The sequence below is a fragment of the Nodosilinea nodulosa PCC 7104 genome (assembly GCF_000309385.1).
Taxonomy (GTDB): Bacteria; Cyanobacteriota; Cyanobacteriia; order Phormidesmidales; family Phormidesmidaceae; genus Nodosilinea; species Nodosilinea nodulosa.
The window spans coordinates 4,393,281-4,411,362 of sequence record NZ_JH976537.1 but is presented as its reverse complement, the minus strand read 5'-3'; the positions used below and the strand labels follow the sequence as shown (position 1 = coordinate 4,411,362).

Sequence of the window (18,082 nt, the reverse complement as noted above, 5' to 3'; positions counted from 1 at the left end):
TCAGAGCTGCCCAGGGTAGAGTAGGCATAGCAATGTCGTGGCGTAGGTAGCATGGCAGACTGGCCTCAGTGGCTTGAGGGCGCAACGGGCAGCGGCAAGACCGCCTGGCTGCTTGACCAGATTGTTGCTGCCTCGGCCACTCGCTCTGCATCCGGTCCGAGCCTGGAGCTGGGGCAGAGCTATTTGGTGTTTGCGGCCAACGGTGACAACCGTTTGCGGCTGGCGGCTCGGCTCGGAGATGTAGCCCCCGATGCGGCGGTAGTGACGACCACCCCAAACGGGTTCATTCAAGACGAGGTGACGCTGTTTTGGCCGCTGCTGGTCAATAGCCTGGGGCTGCTGCCACAGTTTCCGCTGCGGCTGCGGCCTGAGAATGAGCAGGAGCTGGCGGCCGGGCTGTGGCAGGAGAAGCTGATCGACGGGACGCTGACGGTAGAGGGCTGGCGAGAGGCCCAGGCTGTCCGGCGATCGCTCGATTTTTTGCAGATGGCGGCGGCGGCGGGCATTCCTGCCGAGGACTTGCCGGTGCTGCTGAGCGAGGGCATACCCTCAGGGTACGCTCCCGCAGCGGTGTGGCAGGCCATCGGTGAGGCGGTGGTCGGCTGGCGAGACTGGTGCCTGGCGCGCAGCCTGCTGACCTACGGCGTCATGACTGAGCTGTACTGGCGGCATTTGCTGCCCCATCCGCTCTACCAGGAAAAGCTGCTGGCCCGCTACAGCGGCGTCTTTATCGATGACCTGGATGAATACCCGGCGATCGCGGCTCAGTGGCTCCAGGTCTTTATCGATCGGGCGCGACCGGTGGCGCTGACCTGGAACCTTTATGGCCAGGGGCGGCTGGGCATGGGCGCTGACCCAACTGCCCTAGAGCAGCGGCTCAAGCCCCAGTGCCAAGTGCTTCAGCGGCCTGACCCCGCCGCCGATTCCCTCGGCTATGGCTGGGGCGATTGGGTGGTGCAGTGGGTTATGGATCCGATGACGCTGCCTGAACCCCTGGCCTGTTTTCAAACCCTGCAAACGGTATCGCGGGGAGAGCTGCTGCGGCAGACGGCCGAACGGGTGGCCGAGGTGATTGGCACTGGGCAGGCGGCCCCCCACGAGGTGGCGATTATTGGGCCGGGCCTGGACGCGATCGCCCGGTACAGCCTGGCGGAAATTCTGTCCAGCCGGGGGCTGCCCGTCGCCTCCCTCAACGACCAGCGCCCCGTGATTCACTCGCCCCTGGTGCGAGCTTTACTCACCCTGCTAACTTTTGTCTACCCCGGCCAGGGACGGCTGGCCGACCCTGAGGCCGTAGCCGAAATGCTGCTGGTGCTGAGCCAAATTCCCCAGGCGCCCGAGACTGGCCCCTGGTTCGAGGCGGTTCAGATCGACCCAGTGCGGGCGGAACTGCTGGTTGACCACTGCTTTGAACCCAGCCTGGAGCAGCCCGAGCTGCTGCCCATAGAGCGCTTCGATCGCTGGGATCGGCTGGGCTATAGGGCCACGGAAGCCTACAGCCGCCTGCGTCAGTGGATTGGCCAGCAGCGCCAGCAGCGCCAGCGACGGCTGACACTGGGGGTGGTCAGCGTCCTCGACCGGGCGATCCAGACGTTTTACTGGGGCGGCAGTCACCTGCCCCCCGACCAGCTGTCTGCCCTGCGAGAGCTGATGGAAACCGCCCAGCAGTACTGGGCGATCGAAGAGCGGCTGCGCCAAATTCCGCCCGCCCTGGGCATCACCCCAGCCCACCTGCTCAAACCGGCCCTGGAGCGATTTATTCTGCTGCTGCGCCAGGGCACCGTTACCGCCGACCCCTACCCGGTAGAATCGGCTGACCCCAGCCAGCGGGAGATTACCATCGCCACGGTGTATCAGTACCGTTTGCAGCGGCTGCGCCACCGCTGGCACTTTTGGATTGACGCTGGGTCGCCTCGGTGGCTGGGGGGCACCGAAGATTTGCTGTTTGGATATCCCATATTTTTGAGCACCTACGCCGGACAGCCCTGGCGTACAGACGATCTGGAGACACTGCACCGCGATCGCCCGGAGCGAATTTTGCGCGATTTATTGAGTCGCGTGACCGAGCAGGTGGTGCTGTGCCACAGCGAGCTGGCCGTGAGTGGACAGGAGCAAATCGGCCCCCTGCTCACGTTAGTCAACGCCAACGCCGAGGAAGAGCCGGGTATAGGGAAATAGCTGAATACAATAAGCGGGACATCGTCTATCGGTGTCCCGCTTATTGCGCCCGCGCTGGGGGCTGACAGGGTGAGGAGCGCCGAAGCGATCGCCTCTACCCCCTAGAGATCGCTTAACGGTAGCGCTTCTTGCGGCGCGCAACGGCTTTGCGCTTACGCTTTTCCTGCGGCGTCTCAAAATGGCGACGACGCTTTACCTCTGAGAAAACCCCCGCCTTAGAAACCTGCCGTTTGAAGCGGCGCAGGGCTGATTCAATGCCTTCGTTTTCACCTACAACGACTTGAGTCATACGAAATTGCTTCTTTACTCCTTGAATAAGATTAGCCGAACTGAAGTAATACGACATCGGGGGCAGCAAGCCCCCTCCAAAAAACTTTGACTATGGCCTAGGGATTTTGAGCCACCTCCTGATATCCCTGGTCAAACAATGCAGACTGCAAAGTAGGGGCAACAGGCCCCTGCGTCTTTCCAAGACTAGCACAGGTAACGCGCCTGAATGCCAGCTTTAGCTACCTGGATTCCAACAAAATTCGTCGATGCTGGGCTTGAACCGGGCGGGCATTGAGCGGAAACACCGCCTTAAACTGATCAACCTGAGCCGTTGAAATTTCTAGAGGCGTTTGCAGCACCGACCAGGCTACGGTTTCTGAACAGGGTGGCGTGGTTAGCGACCCAAAATAGCGGAACGTAGCGCAGTGGCGAGGGAGTAGGGCATCTAGGTCAATTTGAACATTTGGGACAGCGATTTCCTCACTTTTCTGCGTCGGCATGGCCCGCCAAACTGGCGCTAGGGTAAGGTTTTCGCTGCCCTCGGTCAAGAAAATACCGACCACCGCTAGCTCGCCATTATCGTTACTATGTACCAGGTGTAGTTCCATCGGGAATGCTGCACCATCTACCGTATGCTCACTGGGATGATGAAAATGAAACTGCCGCAGGGTGTAGGTCTGATCATCCAGGACAATGGTGTTGCCTGCATCGACGTTGATTTGAATGGTGTGTCCTGTGTTGATCAGGCGCAGTGGCACCGGCTGATAGTTAAAGGTAATGGCGCTGAGGTCAGCCCGGATAGGGTCATGCAAGTCAATTGGAGACTGCTCCTGCCCCAGGCTACAAACCTTGAACTCAGGGGCAAGCTCGCCCCACGCGGCGGGGCCGTCATCTCCGACGTATCCCCAGCTGCGATCGCCCTCGCTGGCCACGGCCCGCAACAGCGAGCTAGATCCCAGAGCGACGGCGCTGGCACCGCCTAAGCCCAACACCCTTAAAGCCCTACGTCGATCCATGCCATACTCCCCAAATTCAGCACCTACATTTTCCACATTTTTAGGAGGAGCAGCTTAAAGGCAACTTAAGAACGGCCTCTAGTAGACTGCGGCACAAATGTGGCGACTACTGCTAATCGCGAGGGAGCAGGGGAGCTAGAGAGCCAAGCGAGCTGGAATAGTCGGCATATTTCGACCTTCGAGCACTAGGCGGCGTAGGTCTTAGGTCTAGGAAAGGGTAGATAGCTGGTGCAGAGTCCTTTCCCCAGTCGCTGTTCGCAGAAGGATTTTTCGTCGGGGGCCAGTTCGTCGTAGTCAATGTCTCGGCGCAGCACAACGCCATTGTGGCTGGCGAGAAACCGAGGCAGCTCCGCGTACTCAATGGTGCGCAGCGTCTGCATGTCGTAGGTGGTATAGGTCGTTAAGGCCGGGTCGCTAAAGTCTATGTCGACGACGGTCAGAGTTTTCCAGGCCGGCAGACGGCTGTCGATCAGCGGCCGGGGGCCAGCCCCCAAAATGCCCGTGTGCAGCAGCTGTAGCTTGCCCCGGTGGGCGGGGTAGTAGGCGTGGTGGTGGCCGCTGATGTAGGTGTGTACGTTATAGCGCTCCAGCATAGCCCGCAGTTGGTCGGCGTTCTCCATCACTTCACCCGGCTCGTCACGGCCTACCGCCACGCCGTAGAGGGGCAGATGGCTGAGCAAAATGCGCGCCTTGGCCTGCTGGGCGGTATCGCTGGCCAGCGCCTGCTCAACCCAGGCCATTTTGTCCGCCGGAATGCGGCTGGATGACCCGTCCCAGACCATAAAGAAGATGCCCTGCTGCTCAAAGGTGTAGTAGAAGGGAAACTGATCGCGATCGACAAAGTTTACCCCGGTGCTGTGGGCCGGGTCGGCCCAGTAGCTGGAGGCCAGGTCGCGCTCCTGCTGAAACAAAAACTGGCCGTGGACCCCCGTGGCGCTGGAGGCGTCGTGGTTGCCGATGGTAAAGCCAAAGGGCACCTTTTGCTGGCGCAGGGGGGCCGCGATGTGGGCGTCAAAGGCCTGCCACATGGCATTGATCTGCTCGGGGGTGAGGGAAGGGCTCTGCCCCGCCACCATGTCGCCCCCGCAGACCACCAGGTCGGGCTGCCAGAAGGGCATGAGCGCGATCGCCTTGTCGACCTCCGGGTCGTAGTCGGTGGAGCCGTAGGCGCTGTTCAGGTCGCTAATCACCACCAGGCGTACGTCTTTGCGGGGCGGATTGGCCATGCCGCCTGAGGCACTGGCGATCCACTCCTGGGCCTCGATCGATAGAGCTGGAGCGGCAGGCACCGATGGGTCTGGAGCCACCGCCGAGCCTTCGCGGGCCTGATGGGGGGAAATATCCTCAGCCACGGCCTCGGCCGGGGGAACCGGTTCAGACAGCAGCACCCGCTGGGAGCAGGCAATGCACACGCTGATAACTAAACCCAGGCACAGCCCGGTGAAAAAACGCTTGTAGCCCATAACCACTCAGGCCAAACCACAGGCATAAACTTACCCTATCTGCCCGGCTTTTGTGTGGCGAGGGGGTAGAAGTTTTTGATCAGCGATCGCGTTCCCTAGCCCTGCGAGGTCACTTGCCCCCGGCCACATCGATTAGATCGAGTTCTGTAAACACATCTTTGGCCACCATGAGTGCATTGACGGCGGCAGGAAAGCCAGCATACACCGCCATTTGCATGATCACTTCGACAATTTCTTCGCGGGTGCAGCCCACGTTGAGGCTGCCCTGAATGTGGGCTTTTAGCTCAGCAGGCGCGTTGCCAAGGGTGACCAGGGAAGCGATCGTGGCGATCTGCCGCTCCCTGGGCGACAGCCCAGCTCGGGAATAAATATCGCCGTAGGGAAACTCAATAATCAGCCGCGCAAAGTCAGGGGCAATATCGCCCAGCGCCGCCATAACCCCTTCCCCAATGTGGCCATGAATTCTAGACAGCGCATCTTGACCACGGGTATATCGAGGTGAGTCCATCGGGGTGCTCCCAGTAATGACGTAACGCAAATTCTATATCTGATAAATGTTGTGGATGCACTTTCAGCCTTGTCGGCATCGAGGCCTGAGCCATTTTCTGGCGGAGCGCTATGCTAAAGGTTCTAGCTCTGTCGCTGCCCCCATGAGCCAAACCTACAAAGCCACTGGCATCAACCTCAAGGCGATGCCCCTGGGCGAGAGCGATCGCCTGCTGACCATTCTCACCCCCGATATAGGGCTGGTGCGGGCGGTGGCACCGGGGTCGCGCAAGCACCAGTCGCGGCTGGGCGGACGGAGCGGCCTATTTGTGATCAACGACTGCCTGGTGGTCAAAGGCAAACGCCTGGACAAGCTAATTCAGGCCGAAACCGTACGGACTTTCCCTAAACTGAGCCAGCACCTGGGTCGGCTGACCGCCAGCCAGTATTTGGCGGAGGTGGTGCTGCTGATGGCCCTGAGCGACTGTCCCCAGAGCGATTTATTCAACGTTTTAGTCGAACATTTGGAGCGCCTTGAAACCGTTGCCCCGGAGGCGCTGCTGGCAGCCCTATGCCACGGGCTTTACCACCTGCTGGCCCTGGCTGGGGTAGCCCCGGAGGTGCATCGCTGCACCCTCAGCCGGGTCGCCATCGTACCCAATTTGCTCGACCCCGCCTGGCGAGTCGAGTTCAGTGCCGAGGCCGGAGGGCTGGTGCAGTCCGCCGCGATACCCCAGCTCGCCGAGGCCTCAGGCTACCCTAGCCAGGGCCAAAAGCGCTCCAGCCTTTTGAGCGCCACCGATGTCGCCCTGCTCCAGCAGTTGAGTAAGCCTGACATTGTCTCTACTCTGCCCATGGGTCTATCTCCCAGCCTATCCCCAGGCTCAGATTCCGCTGGATCTGGAAAAAGCCAGCAGCTTTGGGCGCGAGTTGAGCGGCTTCTGCGAGAATATACTGAAGACTACTTTGAGCGTCCTATCCGGTCGGCAGCTCTAGTTGATGTCTGTTTTGCTACCGTTTAAACTGCTGGATAGTGAGCTGCCCAGTGCCCTGGTTCGTTGGTTAACCCATGCTCCGCGAGTTTGATGCTGATACTGATACCGCCGAGGCAAACCATCTGCCCCAGGCAGGGTCTGAGGAGTCTGCCCCCAGCCTAGACAATGATCCTGGTCCGGGGAGCGCTGCGGCCTACTCTGAAGACCTGCCTCCCGAACCGGAGAATGGTTTTGGAGCGGTGTTTCAAAATCGCAATTTTTTGATTCTGTGGGCTGGCCAGCTGTTTTCTCAGCTGGCCGACAAAGTCTACCTGGTGCTGATGATCGCCATTATTGCGGCTCGGTTTGAAACCCCCGGCCAAACCATTAGCGGCTGGGTATCTGCCGTGATGATCGCGTTTACCGTGCCAGCCGTATTGTTTGGGGCGCTGGCAGGGGTGTTTGTCGATCGCTGGCCCAAGCGCCCGGTGCTGGTGTGGTCCAACCTGCTGCGCGGCGGGCTGGTCATGGCCCTGCCCCTGGGCATTTGGCTAACTATGGACTGGGGCACGGTGCTGGGGCTTCCGGTGGCCTTTTTGCTGCTGCTGCTGGTGACATTTTTAATCTCTACTCTGACCCAGTTTTTTGCCCCCGCCGAGCAGTCTATCATTCCGCTGATTGTGGCGAAGGGCGATTTGCTCTCCGCCAATTCGCTCTACACCACCACCATGATGGCCTCGGTCATTGTCGGGTTTGCGGTGGGCGAGCCGCTGCTGGCCCTGGCCGACAGGCTGATGCTGATGCTGGGCATTGCCGATAACGGTCCGGCTATTTTGGTCGGCCTGAGCTATCTAATGGCGGGCCTCTGCCTGATGACCATGGCTCCCAGCGAAGAAAATCTCTCAGCGGCCCACGAAGATCTGGCTCAGTTTTGGGCCGACATCAAAGACGGCCTGCGCTATCTAAACGAACAGGTGCAGGTGCGGGTAGCGATTATTCAGCTGGTGCTGCTGTCGTCGGTGTTTGCGGCCCTGGCGGTGCTGGCCGTGCGGCTGGCAGAGATGATTCCGGCGATTAAGGCCTCCCAGTTTGGCTTTCTGCTGGCGGCGGGGGGCGTGGGCCTGGGGCTGGGGGCGGTGCTGGTGGGTAACTTTGGTCCCCGCTTTCCGAGGCGCTTTTTGAGCCTTTGGGGGGCGGTGGGCATGGCGATTTGCCTGATTGCGCTGGCCTGGACCACCCAGCAGCTGTGGGCCTCAATGGCGATTATTGCCGTCCTCGGCCTCTGTGGCGCTTTTGTCGGCATTCCCATGCAGACACTGATTCAAGAAAAAACGCCGGAAGCCATGCGCGGCAAGGTATTTGGCCTCCAAAATAATTTAGTCAACATTGCCCTCAGCCTGCCCCTAGCCCTGGCTAGCGTAGTAGAAGCGCGCCTGGGTTTAGCCAACGTTTTTGTCGGTATGGGTGCCCTGGTGGGCTTAGGGGGAGTTGTAACCTGGTATATTGCCGATACGGCTATGAGAAAGACCTAGGGTCCACGCTAGACACCATTTTTTTACCTTGAAAAGTTAGAAACTTGGTGCGGCTACCCGGGGAATGATCAAAGACTGGCCCCTGGGGCGATTCCGGGATGGTTACTCGGTTTCGAGTCGGTTCCCGAACGCTGTGCGAATCGTGTCAGCGTTCTGCTGATGCTTGTTTCGGTTGTTTAACGGATACCGCTGTACGGCATGCACATTGCGTGGCTTGGCAAGAAATCGCCCTTTTGTGGCAATGTTACCTACGGCCGGGAGGTTACCAACGCTCTGCTTGAGCGGGGATATCGGGTCACCTTTCTGCATTTTGCCCAAACTCGAGAGGAAACTCACTCCGATCGCCGCCAGCCCGAGCGCCGCCAGCCCGATCGCTCAGACGAAGTCCCGCTGCCGTTTTTATTCAAGTCTCAGATTCTCACCATTCCCTCGCTAAAATCGGGCAAGCTGCTCACCGAAGCGCTAGAGCGGTTGCAGCCGGATCTGGTTCACGCCTCTCTCACCCTGTCACCGCTCGATTTTCGGCTGCCTGAGATCTGCGCCGAACTCAACATTCCCCTGGTGGCTACCTTCCATCCCGCCTTCGATCGCCGGGTGCGCAGCCTCACCTCGGGCACCCAGCATCTCACCTACCAGCTCTACGCCCCCTGCCTGGCCCACTACGATCGCGTGATTGTGTTTTCTGACCTCCAGCGCGACCTGCTAAGCAAACTGGGCGTGCCTGCCTCTACGCTGGTGGTCATTCCCAACGGGGTCGACACCCGCCGCTACTCGCCGGGGCCGTCGGCGGTCAAGGCCGACCTCTACGCCCGCCGACTGTTTGTCTACCAGGGGCGCATCTCGCCCGAAAAAAATGTGGAGGCGCTGCTGCGGGGCTGGCGACAGGCCGAAATGGGGCCAAACTGCAAGCTGGCGATCGTGGGCGGCGGCCCCCTAGAAGCCTCGCTCAAGCGGTTTTATGACGACGACGATATTCTCTGGCTGGGCTACCTCGCCAGCGAGCAGCGCCGCATCGATATTTTGCGGGCGGCGGATGGGTTTATTTTGCCCTCTTTTGTGGAGGGGCTGTCGCTGTCGCTGCTGGAGGCAATGGCCTGCGGCAGCGCCTGCATTGCGACCGACGCCGGGGCCGATGGCGAGGTGCTGGCCGAGGGAGCGGGCATTGTGCTCGATACCCAGCGGGTGTCGTCGCAGCTGCAAACCATTTTGCCGATTTTGCGCGACCACCCTGAAATTACTCAGCTACTGGGTCAAAAAGCGCGGGAGCGGGTGCTCCAGCGCTACACCCTGAAGGACAATATTTCTGCCCTGGAGACTATGTACAACCAGGTGACGGCGGAACAACGCCTGATGTGCGGGCAGCGGGCTTAGCCAAAAACCTCGCAAGAGCGCAGCATTCTGCCTCTATAGCTGTAGCCAGTCTGGTTAAGGCATATCTCCATCGGGCGTTCAAACGTTTGAACGCCGTAAGGTTTCTGGATGTCCTGGCCAACGTGACTATTGCCACACCATCAACAAACGGTATAAGGCAATGAAGCTGTTAGTCATGCTTTAGTCGCCGCTGGGGTTGAGCGTAGTGCTCCAGCGCCAGCAGCAGTCCATTGATCACCAGCGCCAGCCCGGCCACGGCGATCGACCCCGCCACAATTTTGTCGTAGCGGTTGGTCTGAATGCCGTCAAACAGCAGCTTACCCAGCCCGCCCGCGTTGAACTTGGCTCCAATGGTGGCGATCGCGATCGCCACAATCGCCGCAATCCTTACCCCGGCCAAAAATACCGGCAGCACCAGGGGCACCTGCACCCGCCACCACCGCTGACCCACCCCCATGCCCATGCCCCGCGCCGCCTCCAGCACGGCGGGGTTGATGCCCGCCAGACCCACCGTCAGGTTGCGCACCAAAATCACCTGGGTGTAGAGCACCATCGCCACAACCACCGAGGTGGCATTGAGGCCAAACAGCGGTACCAAAAAGATAATCAGCGCCAGGCTGGGAATGGTGTAGAGAATGCCCAGCCCACCCATTACGGGCACGGCAAGCCAGCGCAGGCGGGTAACCAGTAGAGCCAGGGGAACGGCGAAGGCGATCGCAACCCCCAGGGCAATGCCCGTCATCCGCAGGTGTTGCAGCAGCAGCACCAGCACATCGCCGGGGTTGCTCATCAGATAACTCATCGAGAAGTCCCAACTACCGCCGACTGCCGAATGTGGTCAAGGGTGAGCAGCCCCACCGGGTCGCCGTCCTCCAGCACCGTTAGCGCCGGGGCACCGGTGCGCAAAATCAGCGATAGGGCATCGCGCAGGCTGTCGCAGTGGGAGAGGGTGGGGTTGTGGCCATTGCTGTAGTTGGGGGGCAGCGCCATCATCGCCGAGGCCACCCGCAGCAGGCCGAGCTGGCGCACCATGTCGTCGGCCCCCAGCAGATTGTAGACAAACTCATCGGCGGGCTTAGTCAGCAGGTTAAAGGGGGTGTCAAACTGCACCACCTCGCCCAGCCGCATGACCAGAATGCGATCGGCCAGGCGCAGCGCCTCTTCCACATCGTGGGAGACAAACAAAATCGTTTTTTTGAGCTGGCCCTGGAGCCGCAAAATCTCGTCTTGCAGGGCCGTACGGGTGATCGCGTCGATCGCCCCAAAGGGTTCATCCATCAGCAGGGTGGTGGGGTCGCCGGCCAGGGCGCGGGCAATGCCCACCCGCTGCTGCTGCCCGCCGGAAAGCTGAGCGGGGTAGCGATCGCGAAATTCCCCCGGCGACAGCTTGACCAGCTCCAGCAGCTCGTCAATGCGGGCCTGAACCTGGGGCTTATCCCAGCCCAGCAGCCGGGGTACCACCGCCACATTGTCGGCCACCGTCATGTGCGGAAACAGCCCCGACTGCTGAATCACGTAGCCAATCTGCTGCCGCAGCCTGGTCGCCTTGAGCTTGCGAATATTCACCCCATCTAAAAAAATGTTGCCAGCGGTGGGCTCGTAGAGGCGGTTGACCATTTTCAGCAGCGTGGTTTTGCCGCAGCCCGATGGCCCTAAAATCACCACAATTTCCCCTGAGTTGATCTGGCAGGTCACCCGGTTCACCGCCGGACGCGCCCCCCCGGCAAACCGCAGCGAAACATCGTCAAACTGGATGGTGCCCATGGGTGTCTCTAGGGATTTGCTGGATTTCTTGAGGGGTTTCTCTAGGGAAAATGTTTCGGGGAAGCTATTGCGTGACCAGACCTGCCTTGACCAAAAACTCCTGCGCCACCTCCGCCGGTTCGCGCTGCTTGCCGCTGACCTCGTAGTTGAGCTGGCGCATGACCTCATCGTTGAGCAGGGGCGAAAGCTGGTTGAGCGCCTCGGCAATGCCGGGGTTGGCATCCAGCGCCGCCTGGCTCACAATCGGCGCAATCTGGTAAGGCGGAAACACCCCCTTGTCGTCTTCGAGCACCACCAGGTTAAAGGCGCTGATCTCGCCGTCGGTGCCAAAGGCTACGGCCACATCGGCTTCGCCATCGACCAAACCCTTGTAGCGCAAGCCCGCATCGACGGGTTTATAGCTCTTGAGGGTGAAGTCACCGTAGGCCGCCTTCAGCCCCGGCAGCCCGTCTTCGCGCACCTCAAATTCTGGCGGGCCAATCAGCGTCAGGCTGCTGGCCTGGGCGGCAAAGGCAGAAATAGTGCGAATATCGAGGGCGGTGGCCTTTTCCTCGGTCATAGCCAGCGCCTGGGTGTTGTTCATGGGCGACGGGTCGAGCCACACCAGATTGAACTGGTCTTTGTAGGCCTGTTTAACGGTGTCGTAAACCGCTTTCTGGTCGGTGCTGACCGGCAGCTTGAGCACCGTCAGCAGCGCCGTACCCGTATATTCGGGGTAGAGGTCAATGTCGCCGCTTTCGATCGCCGCCTGGGCCACGGGGGTGCCGCCTAAATTCAGCTTGCGCTCCACGGTAAAGCCGTTTTCTTCGAGCACCAGGGCATACATTTCGCCGATGATGAGCTGCTCGGTAAAGTCTTTCGAGCCGACGCTGACTACATTGCTGCTGCCGCCACCGCCGCAGGCCGCCGCTACCAGCGCCGTCGCTACCCCCAGGCAGGCCTGGTTAAACCACCGTCGAGACAACTTCATAGGGTTAAGAAAAGCGAATTTGCAGACGAATTGACCACGGCGTCACCGTTCTCCTGAGAATATCACAGGACTTTTGGCCACGGGTTTCCAGCAGCGGGTTTTCGCCCGGAACCCGGCGATCGGCTGGGGCCAGCGCCTCTGGTCACGCCAGGGACGCTCAAACGGTGGTTGAGCGCAACTGCGGCCCGCTTGCTGCTAGGTATCTGAGACTGGGGCGAGCAATGGCGGAGCTATGATTAGGGCAGACCTTGAGGCACATGCTGATGGCTCCGATTCCCCGCTGGCAAGTGCCGTTGCTGCGCCAGGTAGCGACAGCGGCGGGCAGAGCTTCCAGCCAAGACCGCCGCATCGTTTAATCGCGGCCAGTGTCATACTAAATAGGCAAAAACCCTACCCGGCTACAATGACTGATTTTCTCGCCCCCCTCAACCCCGCCCAGCGCCAGGCCGTCGAGCACTACTGTGGGCCGCTGCTGGTGGTGGCCGGGGCGGGGTCGGGCAAAACGCGCGCCCTCACCTACCGCATTGCCAACCTGGTGCTCACCCACAAAACCGACCCCGACAACATTTTGGCGGTCACCTTCACCAACAAAGCCGCCAAGGAAATGAAGGAGCGCATTGAGGTGCTGTTTGCCGAGCAGGATGCCCAGGCCCGCCACGGCAAATCGCTCTCTTCTCTGCCCCAGTATGAGCAGACCAAGCTCCGATCGCAGGTCTACAAAACCATCACCAAGCACCTGTGGATTGGCACCTTCCACGCCCTCTGCGCCCGCATTCTGCGGTTTGACATTGAGAAATACCAGCACCCGGCGGGCTACCGGTGGACCAAGAACTTCTCCATTTTTGACGAGTCGGATGCCCAGGGCGTGGTCAAAACCATCGTCACCCAAACGCTGAACCTGGACGATAAAAAGTTCAATCCCCGCTCCGTGCGCTTTGCCATCAGCAACGCCAAAAACCAGAAGCTCACCCCCGATGAGCTGGAAAAAGAGCAGCCCAACTACCGGGGCCGGGTAATTGCCGATGTTTACCGCCACTACCAAAAGGCCCTGGCCGAAAACAACGCCCTCGATTTTGACGATCTAATTTTGATGCCTGTCTTTCTGTTCCAGCAGAATGAGCAGGTGCTGGCTTACTGGCACAAGCGCTTTCGCCACATTCTGGTGGATGAGTACCAGGACACCAACCGCACCCAGTACGAGCTAATTCGGCTGCTGGCCACCAACGGCGAATCCATTGCCACCTACAAAGACTGGAACCATCGCTCTGTTTTCGTTGTTGGTGATGCAGACCAGAGTATCTATTCCTTTAGAGCTGCCGACTTCACCATTCTGATGAACTTTCAGGATGACTTTGGCGACGGGCTGCCCGACGACGACACCCGCTCCATGGTCAAACTGGAGGAAAACTACCGCTCCACCTCGAACATTCTCGAAGTCGCCAACCACCTGATCGAAAATAACACCGAGCGCATCGACAAGGTGCTGCGGGCCACTCGGGGCGAGGGCGAAAGTATCTATGTCTACCGGGCCGATGACGAAAACGCCGAGGCCGACTTTGTGATCAGCCAGATTCGCAACCTGGAGACCCAGCACCCGGAGCTGCACTGGGGCCACTTCGCCATTCTCTACCGCACCAACGCCCAGTCCCGCGCCTTTGAGGAGGTGCTGACCCGCTACGGCATCCCCTACCAGGTGGTGGGCGGCCTCAGGTTCTACGATCGCCGCGAAATCAAAGATGTGCTGGCGTATTTGCGGGCGATCGCCAACCCCTTCGACACCGTCAGCCTCAAGCGGGTGATCAACGTGCCCCGGCGCGGCGTCGGCAAGGGCACCCTCGACAAGCTGGAGCAGGCCACCCAAACCCTGGGCGGCATTCCCCTGTGGGAGATTTTGGCGGATGAGACCTCGGTGAAGACCCTGGCGGGGCGATCGGCCAAGGGGGTGCTGGAATTTGCTGAGATCATCAAGCGGTATCGCCAGAACATCGACGAGCAAAAGGGTTCAGAGATTATCCAGGGGGTGCTCGAAGACAGCGGCTACCTGGCGGCCCTCAAGGCCGAGGGCACCGACGAGGCCGACGATCGCTTCGGCAACGTGCAGGAGCTTTACAACGCCGTGCTGCAGTTTGAGGAAGAAAACGAAGACCCTTCCCTGCTGGCGTTCTTGGCCAATGCTTCCCTGGCCTCTGATCTCGATGACACCCAGGAAGGCAACAAAGCCGTGTCACTGATGACCCTGCACTCTTCTAAGGGGCTGGAGTTTCCGGTCGTGTTTCTGGTCGGCCTAGAGCAGGGCCTCTTTCCCAACCACCGATCGCTGGAAGACCCCGCCGCCACCGAAGAAGAGCGCCGCCTCTGCTACGTGGGCATCACCCGCGCCAAGGAGCGATTGTTTATCTCCCACGCCCGCGCCCGCCGCCTCTACGGCAACCGCGAGCCCGCCAGCCCCTCGCTGTTTTTATCGGAGCTGCCCCTCGATTTAGTGACGGGCAACAGCAGCACGGGCCTGCCCCAGAAGTGGAGCACCCCCCTGCGGGAAGCTCGCAACAAGAGCGAGGCCGCCGCTAAACCCGGCAGCGGTGCCCACGAGTCTGACTGGACCGTGGGCGATGTGGTGGTGCACAAGGCCTACGGCGCCGGCGAGGTGACCCACATTTTTGGCGCGGGCAACAAGATTTGTCTGGCGATCAACTTTCCGGGCCAGGGACGCAAAATTATCGACCCCAAAATTTCGGCGCTGCAGCGAGCCGAGTAGACCAGACCCAGGCGCAGGCGCAGATCTCTGCGCGCAATGCCCGATAAATACTCAGGTAGTTACAGAATCCTCACTTTGGGCCAAGAAAATACATAGTGTTTCTCCGTATATTCCCTTAAGTTGCGGCGCTAAATCGCGTTAACCCTCGGATAAGTGGGTTTAACCTCCGTTTTTTTTCGGTTTAGCCCGCTGGAAGGAGATGCGACTATAGCGACATCGGGCAGGGTTAATGGGTTTGCCGTCTGAGGCGGACCAAGATTTCATTCATTTGGCCTAGTCTGCTGGGCTGAGCCAACTTAATAACTGCCACAGATACGGTTAAGCCACACCAGCATGAATGGGACTCTGTGTATAAGTTCCTGCATCGATGGTATGGGCTAGGGGGCATTATTCCCCTGTCCCGCTGGATTGGTTCCACGGTTTATGAGCACACGACAGGACTATAGCCATGCACATCTACCGACCACAACAGCCCCTGGTTTGCACCATTCCGCGCGGGGCGCAACTTACTGACTCGAACACCCTGTCGGCGGTCACTGATGCGGTGCCACCCACCTACACTACCGCCGACGATACCCTGAGTCGGCTGGCGGCGGCGGCGGTTAAGCGTCAGCAGTACCCCCAGGCCCTAAAACTGCTGAATCAGCTGATTGAGCGCCATCCCCAGCGAGCTATGTACTATAGCAATCGAGGTCTGGTGCACCTGTGGATGGATCGGCCCCGCAAAGCGCTGGCCGACTGCGATCGCGCCGTTTTCCTCGGCCCAGATCTAGACCAGGCCTACAACAACCGGGCCCTGTGCCACGCGGCCCTGGGCAATTTGCCCGCCGCCCTAGACGACTATGAGCAGGCCGTTGACCTCAACCCTTTCAACAGCCGCGCCCGCATTAATCTGGGGGCCACCCTGCGGCAGATGGGTGCCCTAGACCTGGCCCTAGACTGCTTTGACGAGGCCCTGATGTTCTACCAACTGCCCGAGTTCATCTACGCTGAGCGCGGCCGCACCTACCACCTGCGCGGTGACTGGAACTGCGCGATCGCCGACTATCGCCGCGCCCTGGAGACCGCCCAAAAATCGGGCGAACAGCTCCAGACGCTAGTCGCGCGGGTCAAAGGCTGGATTGCCGAACTGCTGCCCCACCAGAGCTGGGCCTAGGCCTGGGCTCCTGCCGCTCTTAGCTCCGGCACCGCCTGTCGGTTCAGTCGGTTGGTTTACTTAGTCGGGTTAAGCGGTCGGCTCAATCGATGGAAATGCTCTGGGGGCCGCCGTTGCGGGAGCTGGCGCGGCTTGCACCACTGTCGCTGTGGGCTGGAGCGGCCCCCTGGTTTTGGAGCCAGCTTTTGACCGGGTCGTCCGACAAGCTGAGCCGCAGCAAACCCGAGGTCAGCCCGCCCAAAAATGCTACAGGGTGGGCGGTAAGCTCTTGAACGAATGGAGTTAGCTCATCTAAAAACATGGGTGCAGGCGGTAACGACGGCTTGATCCTAACCTGAAAGTCCTGCGGAGAGTAGGGGCAGCTCGGTTGAACTCATCTCTGTATTAGATAGTCCGTATTAGATAGTCCTTATAGCTGTGGCCAGTCTGGTTCAGACATGTTTTCTAGGAACGCTCAAACGTTTGAACGTTCATGGGGTTTCTAGATGCCCTAACCAACGCGACTATGGCTATGTCAGATCGTCCTGAGCAATATCCCCAAACAATATCCCGAAATTTTCCTTGAAGGCAGCGCCTGCCCCGGTCTTTAGCGCTCTGAACGCAAGGCAGCTGAGCGGGAATTCTGGCACATAGACCGTTCTGTCTAGGCAAAGGCGTGGCTACCCTGGGGTAGCTTTGCACACCGAGAAACCTCGTCATGAAACGCGCCCTTGCCCTCGCCCTAGCACCGCTTTGCCTGGGCATTGTTACCACCCTACCGCTGCCGGGGCTAAACGGCTGCTCAATGCTGGCCTGGGCCCAAGACACGCGCACCTACGGCAGCCAGGGCAGCGATGGCCGCACCGGACGAGCCGGGCGCGACGGGGCCGCTGGTCCAAGCCAGACCGCGATCGCCGACGGCACCCCGGCCAGCTTTACCCTCTCCGGCAGCGACGGCGAAGACGGCGAGAATGGCGAAGACGGCTATCGGCCCCGCTGCGGCGGCCAGCCCCGCGACGTTAGCTACAACCTGCGCGCCCCCGATGGCGGCGACGGCGGCGACGGCGGCAGCGGCGGCAGCGGCGGCAGCGGCGGCGATTTGACGGTGTACTTTGGCGATCGCACCGCCCTGCAAAAACTCTCGGTAGACGCCCGGGGCGGACGATTTGGGCGCGGTGGGCGCGGCGGCAGCGGTGCCCTGGGCTGCCGCTGCAGCGATCGCGATTGGGAGGTGCAAACCTGCACCGGCACCCCCGGCCAGCCCGACTACAGCTGCCAAAACACCCGCTACAGCTGCCGCGATGGCCGCAGCGGCAGCAACGGTGCCTTTGGCCGCGATGGCGCGCCCGGTGCCGATGGCCAGCTGTGGCTGGCCAACCAGCTAGAGCCGTTGCAGCCCGAAACCCCAGCGGTGGCGGTGGGGCTACAAGCCCTGGCCACCCAGCCGGTGCAGCTCTCGCGCAACCTGTGGACCGAGCGCAGCGGCGCCAGTGCCCTGCTGGCTCCCGGCTCCCGCGTTAGCGACACCTATCACGAGTACGCCGGACGGGTGGAGGGCACCGTCCGCCTTGACTGGCAGGCCCCTAGGCCGCTGGGCACCTTCGCGGGCGGCGATGTGCGCACCGAAATTCAGCCCGATGGGTCGCTGGGGGCGACGTTTCCCGACAGCCTCTGGGCCGACTACACCACCAGCCGCCAGGGCGACCAGATGGTGATTACTGTGACCAACGCGGTGCGGGCCAGCGATGTCACCCGCCTGGCCCTGGGGGGCGTGCAGGGCAGCGGCGCTAACCTCAAGGCCGCCGTAGTCGACCTGGCCAGCGAGTCGGGCTATCTGACGACCCAATTTCGCCTCACCCTGCGCACCACCCGCGACGACCCCAGGGACAATCGCCGCCCGCGCTACGTCACCGTTTACGACGATGCAGTGCCAGCGGAACTGGTGAGCCTGACGGGCAACCGCTTCGAGCTGGCCCTGGGGCGACTGCCCATCGATCGCGGCCCCCTGACCCGTGGCACCTATGCCCAGATTGAAATTACCGCTGTGCGATCGCTGGGGGAGAACCGGGCGGAGCAGAGGATTTCGTGGCAGGGGCAGTTTTAGGGGGTGCGGGGAGTGCGGGGTGCGGGAGTGCGGGGGTGCGGGGGTGCGGGGAGTGCGGGGTGCG

At 60.8% G+C, this 18,082-nt stretch carries 15 protein-coding genes; 7 read left to right on the top strand and 8 right to left on the bottom strand.

Annotated elements, in window-relative coordinates:
- Window positions 1-51: 51 nt before the first annotated feature.
- Window positions 52-2,178 carry a hypothetical protein gene (locus LEPTO7104_RS0120485; RefSeq protein ID WP_017300461.1) on the top strand — a complete coding sequence of 709 codons (2,127 nt, stop codon included), beginning with the start codon at window positions 52-54 and terminating at the stop codon, window positions 2,176-2,178.
- Between the two features lie 112 nt (window positions 2,179-2,290).
- Here the strand turns inward: LEPTO7104_RS0120485 and rpsU are convergent, their stop codons facing one another.
- From rpsU to LEPTO7104_RS0120465, 4 genes are all read right to left on the bottom strand, one after another.
- Window positions 2,291-2,467 (bottom strand): 30S ribosomal protein S21, encoded by a 177-nt coding sequence (gene rpsU / locus LEPTO7104_RS0120480; protein ID WP_026072900.1) that lies wholly within the window; start codon window positions 2,465-2,467, stop codon window positions 2,291-2,293.
- A 220-nt stretch (window positions 2,468-2,687) separates the two neighbouring features.
- On the bottom strand, window positions 2,688-3,464 hold the full coding sequence (locus tag LEPTO7104_RS0120475) for a carbonic anhydrase (RefSeq protein WP_026072899.1): 777 nt from the start codon (window positions 3,462-3,464) through the stop codon (window positions 2,688-2,690).
- A gap of 185 nt (window positions 3,465-3,649) precedes the next feature.
- Window positions 3,650-4,927, bottom strand: a complete 1,278-nt coding sequence (locus LEPTO7104_RS0120470) for a metallophosphoesterase family protein (RefSeq protein ID WP_017300458.1) — start codon at window positions 4,925-4,927, stop codon at window positions 3,650-3,652.
- A gap of 109 nt (window positions 4,928-5,036) precedes the next feature.
- Complete coding sequence (locus tag LEPTO7104_RS0120465; RefSeq protein WP_026072898.1) at window positions 5,037-5,435, bottom strand: carboxymuconolactone decarboxylase family protein; 399 nt, start codon at window positions 5,433-5,435, stop codon at window positions 5,037-5,039.
- A 142-nt stretch (window positions 5,436-5,577) separates the two neighbouring features.
- Here LEPTO7104_RS0120465 and recO point away from each other — a divergent pair, with 142 nt between their 5' ends.
- The 3 genes from recO (at window position 5,578) to LEPTO7104_RS0120450 (ending at window position 9,290) form a co-directional block, all read left to right on the top strand.
- Window positions 5,578-6,435 (top strand): DNA repair protein RecO, encoded by an 858-nt coding sequence (recO, locus tag LEPTO7104_RS0120460; RefSeq protein WP_017300456.1) that lies wholly within the window; start codon window positions 5,578-5,580, stop codon window positions 6,433-6,435.
- A 47-nt stretch (window positions 6,436-6,482) separates the two neighbouring features.
- Window positions 6,483-7,919, top strand: a complete 1,437-nt coding sequence (locus LEPTO7104_RS0120455; RefSeq protein WP_017300455.1) for an MFS transporter — start codon at window positions 6,483-6,485, stop codon at window positions 7,917-7,919.
- A gap of 198 nt (window positions 7,920-8,117) precedes the next feature.
- Window positions 8,118-9,290 carry a glycosyltransferase family 4 protein gene (locus LEPTO7104_RS0120450; RefSeq protein ID WP_017300454.1) on the top strand — a complete coding sequence of 391 codons (1,173 nt, stop codon included), beginning with the start codon at window positions 8,118-8,120 and terminating at the stop codon, window positions 9,288-9,290.
- Window positions 9,291-9,459: 169 nt separating this feature from the next.
- On the opposite strand, the gene LEPTO7104_RS0120445 is transcribed toward LEPTO7104_RS0120450, so the two are convergent.
- The 3 genes from LEPTO7104_RS0120445 to LEPTO7104_RS0120435 form a co-directional block, all read right to left on the bottom strand.
- Window positions 9,460-10,092, bottom strand: coding sequence for an ABC transporter permease (locus tag LEPTO7104_RS0120445; RefSeq protein WP_017300453.1), 633 nt, complete (start codon window positions 10,090-10,092; stop codon window positions 9,460-9,462).
- Window positions 10,089-11,054, bottom strand: a complete 966-nt coding sequence (locus LEPTO7104_RS0120440; RefSeq protein ID WP_017300452.1) for an ABC transporter ATP-binding protein — start codon at window positions 11,052-11,054, stop codon at window positions 10,089-10,091. The genes LEPTO7104_RS0120445 and LEPTO7104_RS0120440 overlap by 4 nt, the downstream gene beginning before the upstream one ends.
- Before the next feature lie 64 nt (window positions 11,055-11,118).
- The gene (locus LEPTO7104_RS0120435; RefSeq protein WP_017300451.1) at window positions 11,119-12,024 is read right to left on the bottom strand and encodes a glycine betaine ABC transporter substrate-binding protein; all 906 of its coding nucleotides are present in this window, start codon (window positions 12,022-12,024) and stop codon (window positions 11,119-11,121) included.
- A 403-nt stretch (window positions 12,025-12,427) separates the two neighbouring features.
- On the opposite strand from LEPTO7104_RS0120435, the gene pcrA reads away from it, so the two are divergent.
- Window positions 12,428-14,779 carry a DNA helicase PcrA gene (pcrA, locus tag LEPTO7104_RS0120430; RefSeq protein ID WP_017300450.1) on the top strand — a complete coding sequence of 784 codons (2,352 nt, stop codon included), beginning with the start codon at window positions 12,428-12,430 and terminating at the stop codon, window positions 14,777-14,779.
- Between the two features lie 448 nt (window positions 14,780-15,227).
- Window positions 15,228-15,935, top strand: coding sequence for a tetratricopeptide repeat protein (locus LEPTO7104_RS34710; protein WP_017300449.1), 708 nt, complete (start codon window positions 15,228-15,230; stop codon window positions 15,933-15,935).
- An 82-nt stretch (window positions 15,936-16,017) separates the two neighbouring features.
- Here LEPTO7104_RS34710 and LEPTO7104_RS0120420 read toward each other — a convergent pair whose 3' ends face one another.
- Window positions 16,018-16,236: a ssl0294 family protein gene (locus tag LEPTO7104_RS0120420; protein ID WP_017300448.1), complete on the bottom strand. Its 219-nt coding sequence runs from the start codon at window positions 16,234-16,236 to the stop codon at window positions 16,018-16,020.
- 396 nt (window positions 16,237-16,632) lie between these two features.
- Between LEPTO7104_RS0120420 and LEPTO7104_RS0120410 the strand changes: the two genes are divergently transcribed.
- Window positions 16,633-18,018 carry a hypothetical protein gene (locus LEPTO7104_RS0120410; RefSeq protein WP_017300446.1) on the top strand — a complete coding sequence of 462 codons (1,386 nt, stop codon included), beginning with the start codon at window positions 16,633-16,635 and terminating at the stop codon, window positions 18,016-18,018.
- Window positions 18,019-18,082: the final 64 nt, after the last annotated feature.

Bases quoted from the DNA above. Each gene is read 5' to 3' on its own strand.
- LEPTO7104_RS0120470 (WP_017300458.1), bottom strand. From the start codon at position 4,927: ATGGGCTACAAGCGTTTTTTCACCGGGCTGTGCCTGGGTTTAGTTATC.
- LEPTO7104_RS0120455 (WP_017300455.1), top strand. From the start codon at position 6,483: ATGCTCCGCGAGTTTGATGCTGATACTGATACCGCCGAGGCAAACCAT.
- LEPTO7104_RS0120410 (WP_017300446.1), top strand. From the start codon at position 16,633: ATGAAACGCGCCCTTGCCCTCGCCCTAGCACCGCTTTGCCTGGGCATT.
- pcrA (WP_017300450.1), top strand. From the start codon at position 12,428: ATGACTGATTTTCTCGCCCCCCTCAACCCCGCCCAGCGCCAGGCCGTC.
- recO (WP_017300456.1), top strand. From the start codon at position 5,578: ATGAGCCAAACCTACAAAGCCACTGGCATCAACCTCAAGGCGATGCCC.
- LEPTO7104_RS0120445 (WP_017300453.1), bottom strand. From the start codon at position 10,092: ATGAGTTATCTGATGAGCAACCCCGGCGATGTGCTGGTGCTGCTGCTG.
- LEPTO7104_RS34710 (WP_017300449.1), top strand. From the start codon at position 15,228: ATGCACATCTACCGACCACAACAGCCCCTGGTTTGCACCATTCCGCGC.
- LEPTO7104_RS0120435 (WP_017300451.1), bottom strand. From the start codon at position 12,024: ATGAAGTTGTCTCGACGGTGGTTTAACCAGGCCTGCCTGGGGGTAGCG.
- LEPTO7104_RS0120450 (WP_017300454.1), top strand. From the start codon at position 8,118: ATGCACATTGCGTGGCTTGGCAAGAAATCGCCCTTTTGTGGCAATGTT.
- LEPTO7104_RS0120475 (WP_026072899.1), bottom strand. From the start codon at position 3,464: ATGGATCGACGTAGGGCTTTAAGGGTGTTGGGCTTAGGCGGTGCCAGC.
- rpsU (WP_026072900.1), bottom strand. From the start codon at position 2,467: ATGACTCAAGTCGTTGTAGGTGAAAACGAAGGCATTGAATCAGCCCTG.
- LEPTO7104_RS0120440 (WP_017300452.1), bottom strand. From the start codon at position 11,054: ATGGGCACCATCCAGTTTGACGATGTTTCGCTGCGGTTTGCCGGGGGG.
- LEPTO7104_RS0120485 (WP_017300461.1), top strand. From the start codon at position 52: ATGGCAGACTGGCCTCAGTGGCTTGAGGGCGCAACGGGCAGCGGCAAG.
- LEPTO7104_RS0120420 (WP_017300448.1), bottom strand. From the start codon at position 16,236: ATGTTTTTAGATGAGCTAACTCCATTCGTTCAAGAGCTTACCGCCCAC.
- LEPTO7104_RS0120465 (WP_026072898.1), bottom strand. From the start codon at position 5,435: ATGGACTCACCTCGATATACCCGTGGTCAAGATGCGCTGTCTAGAATT.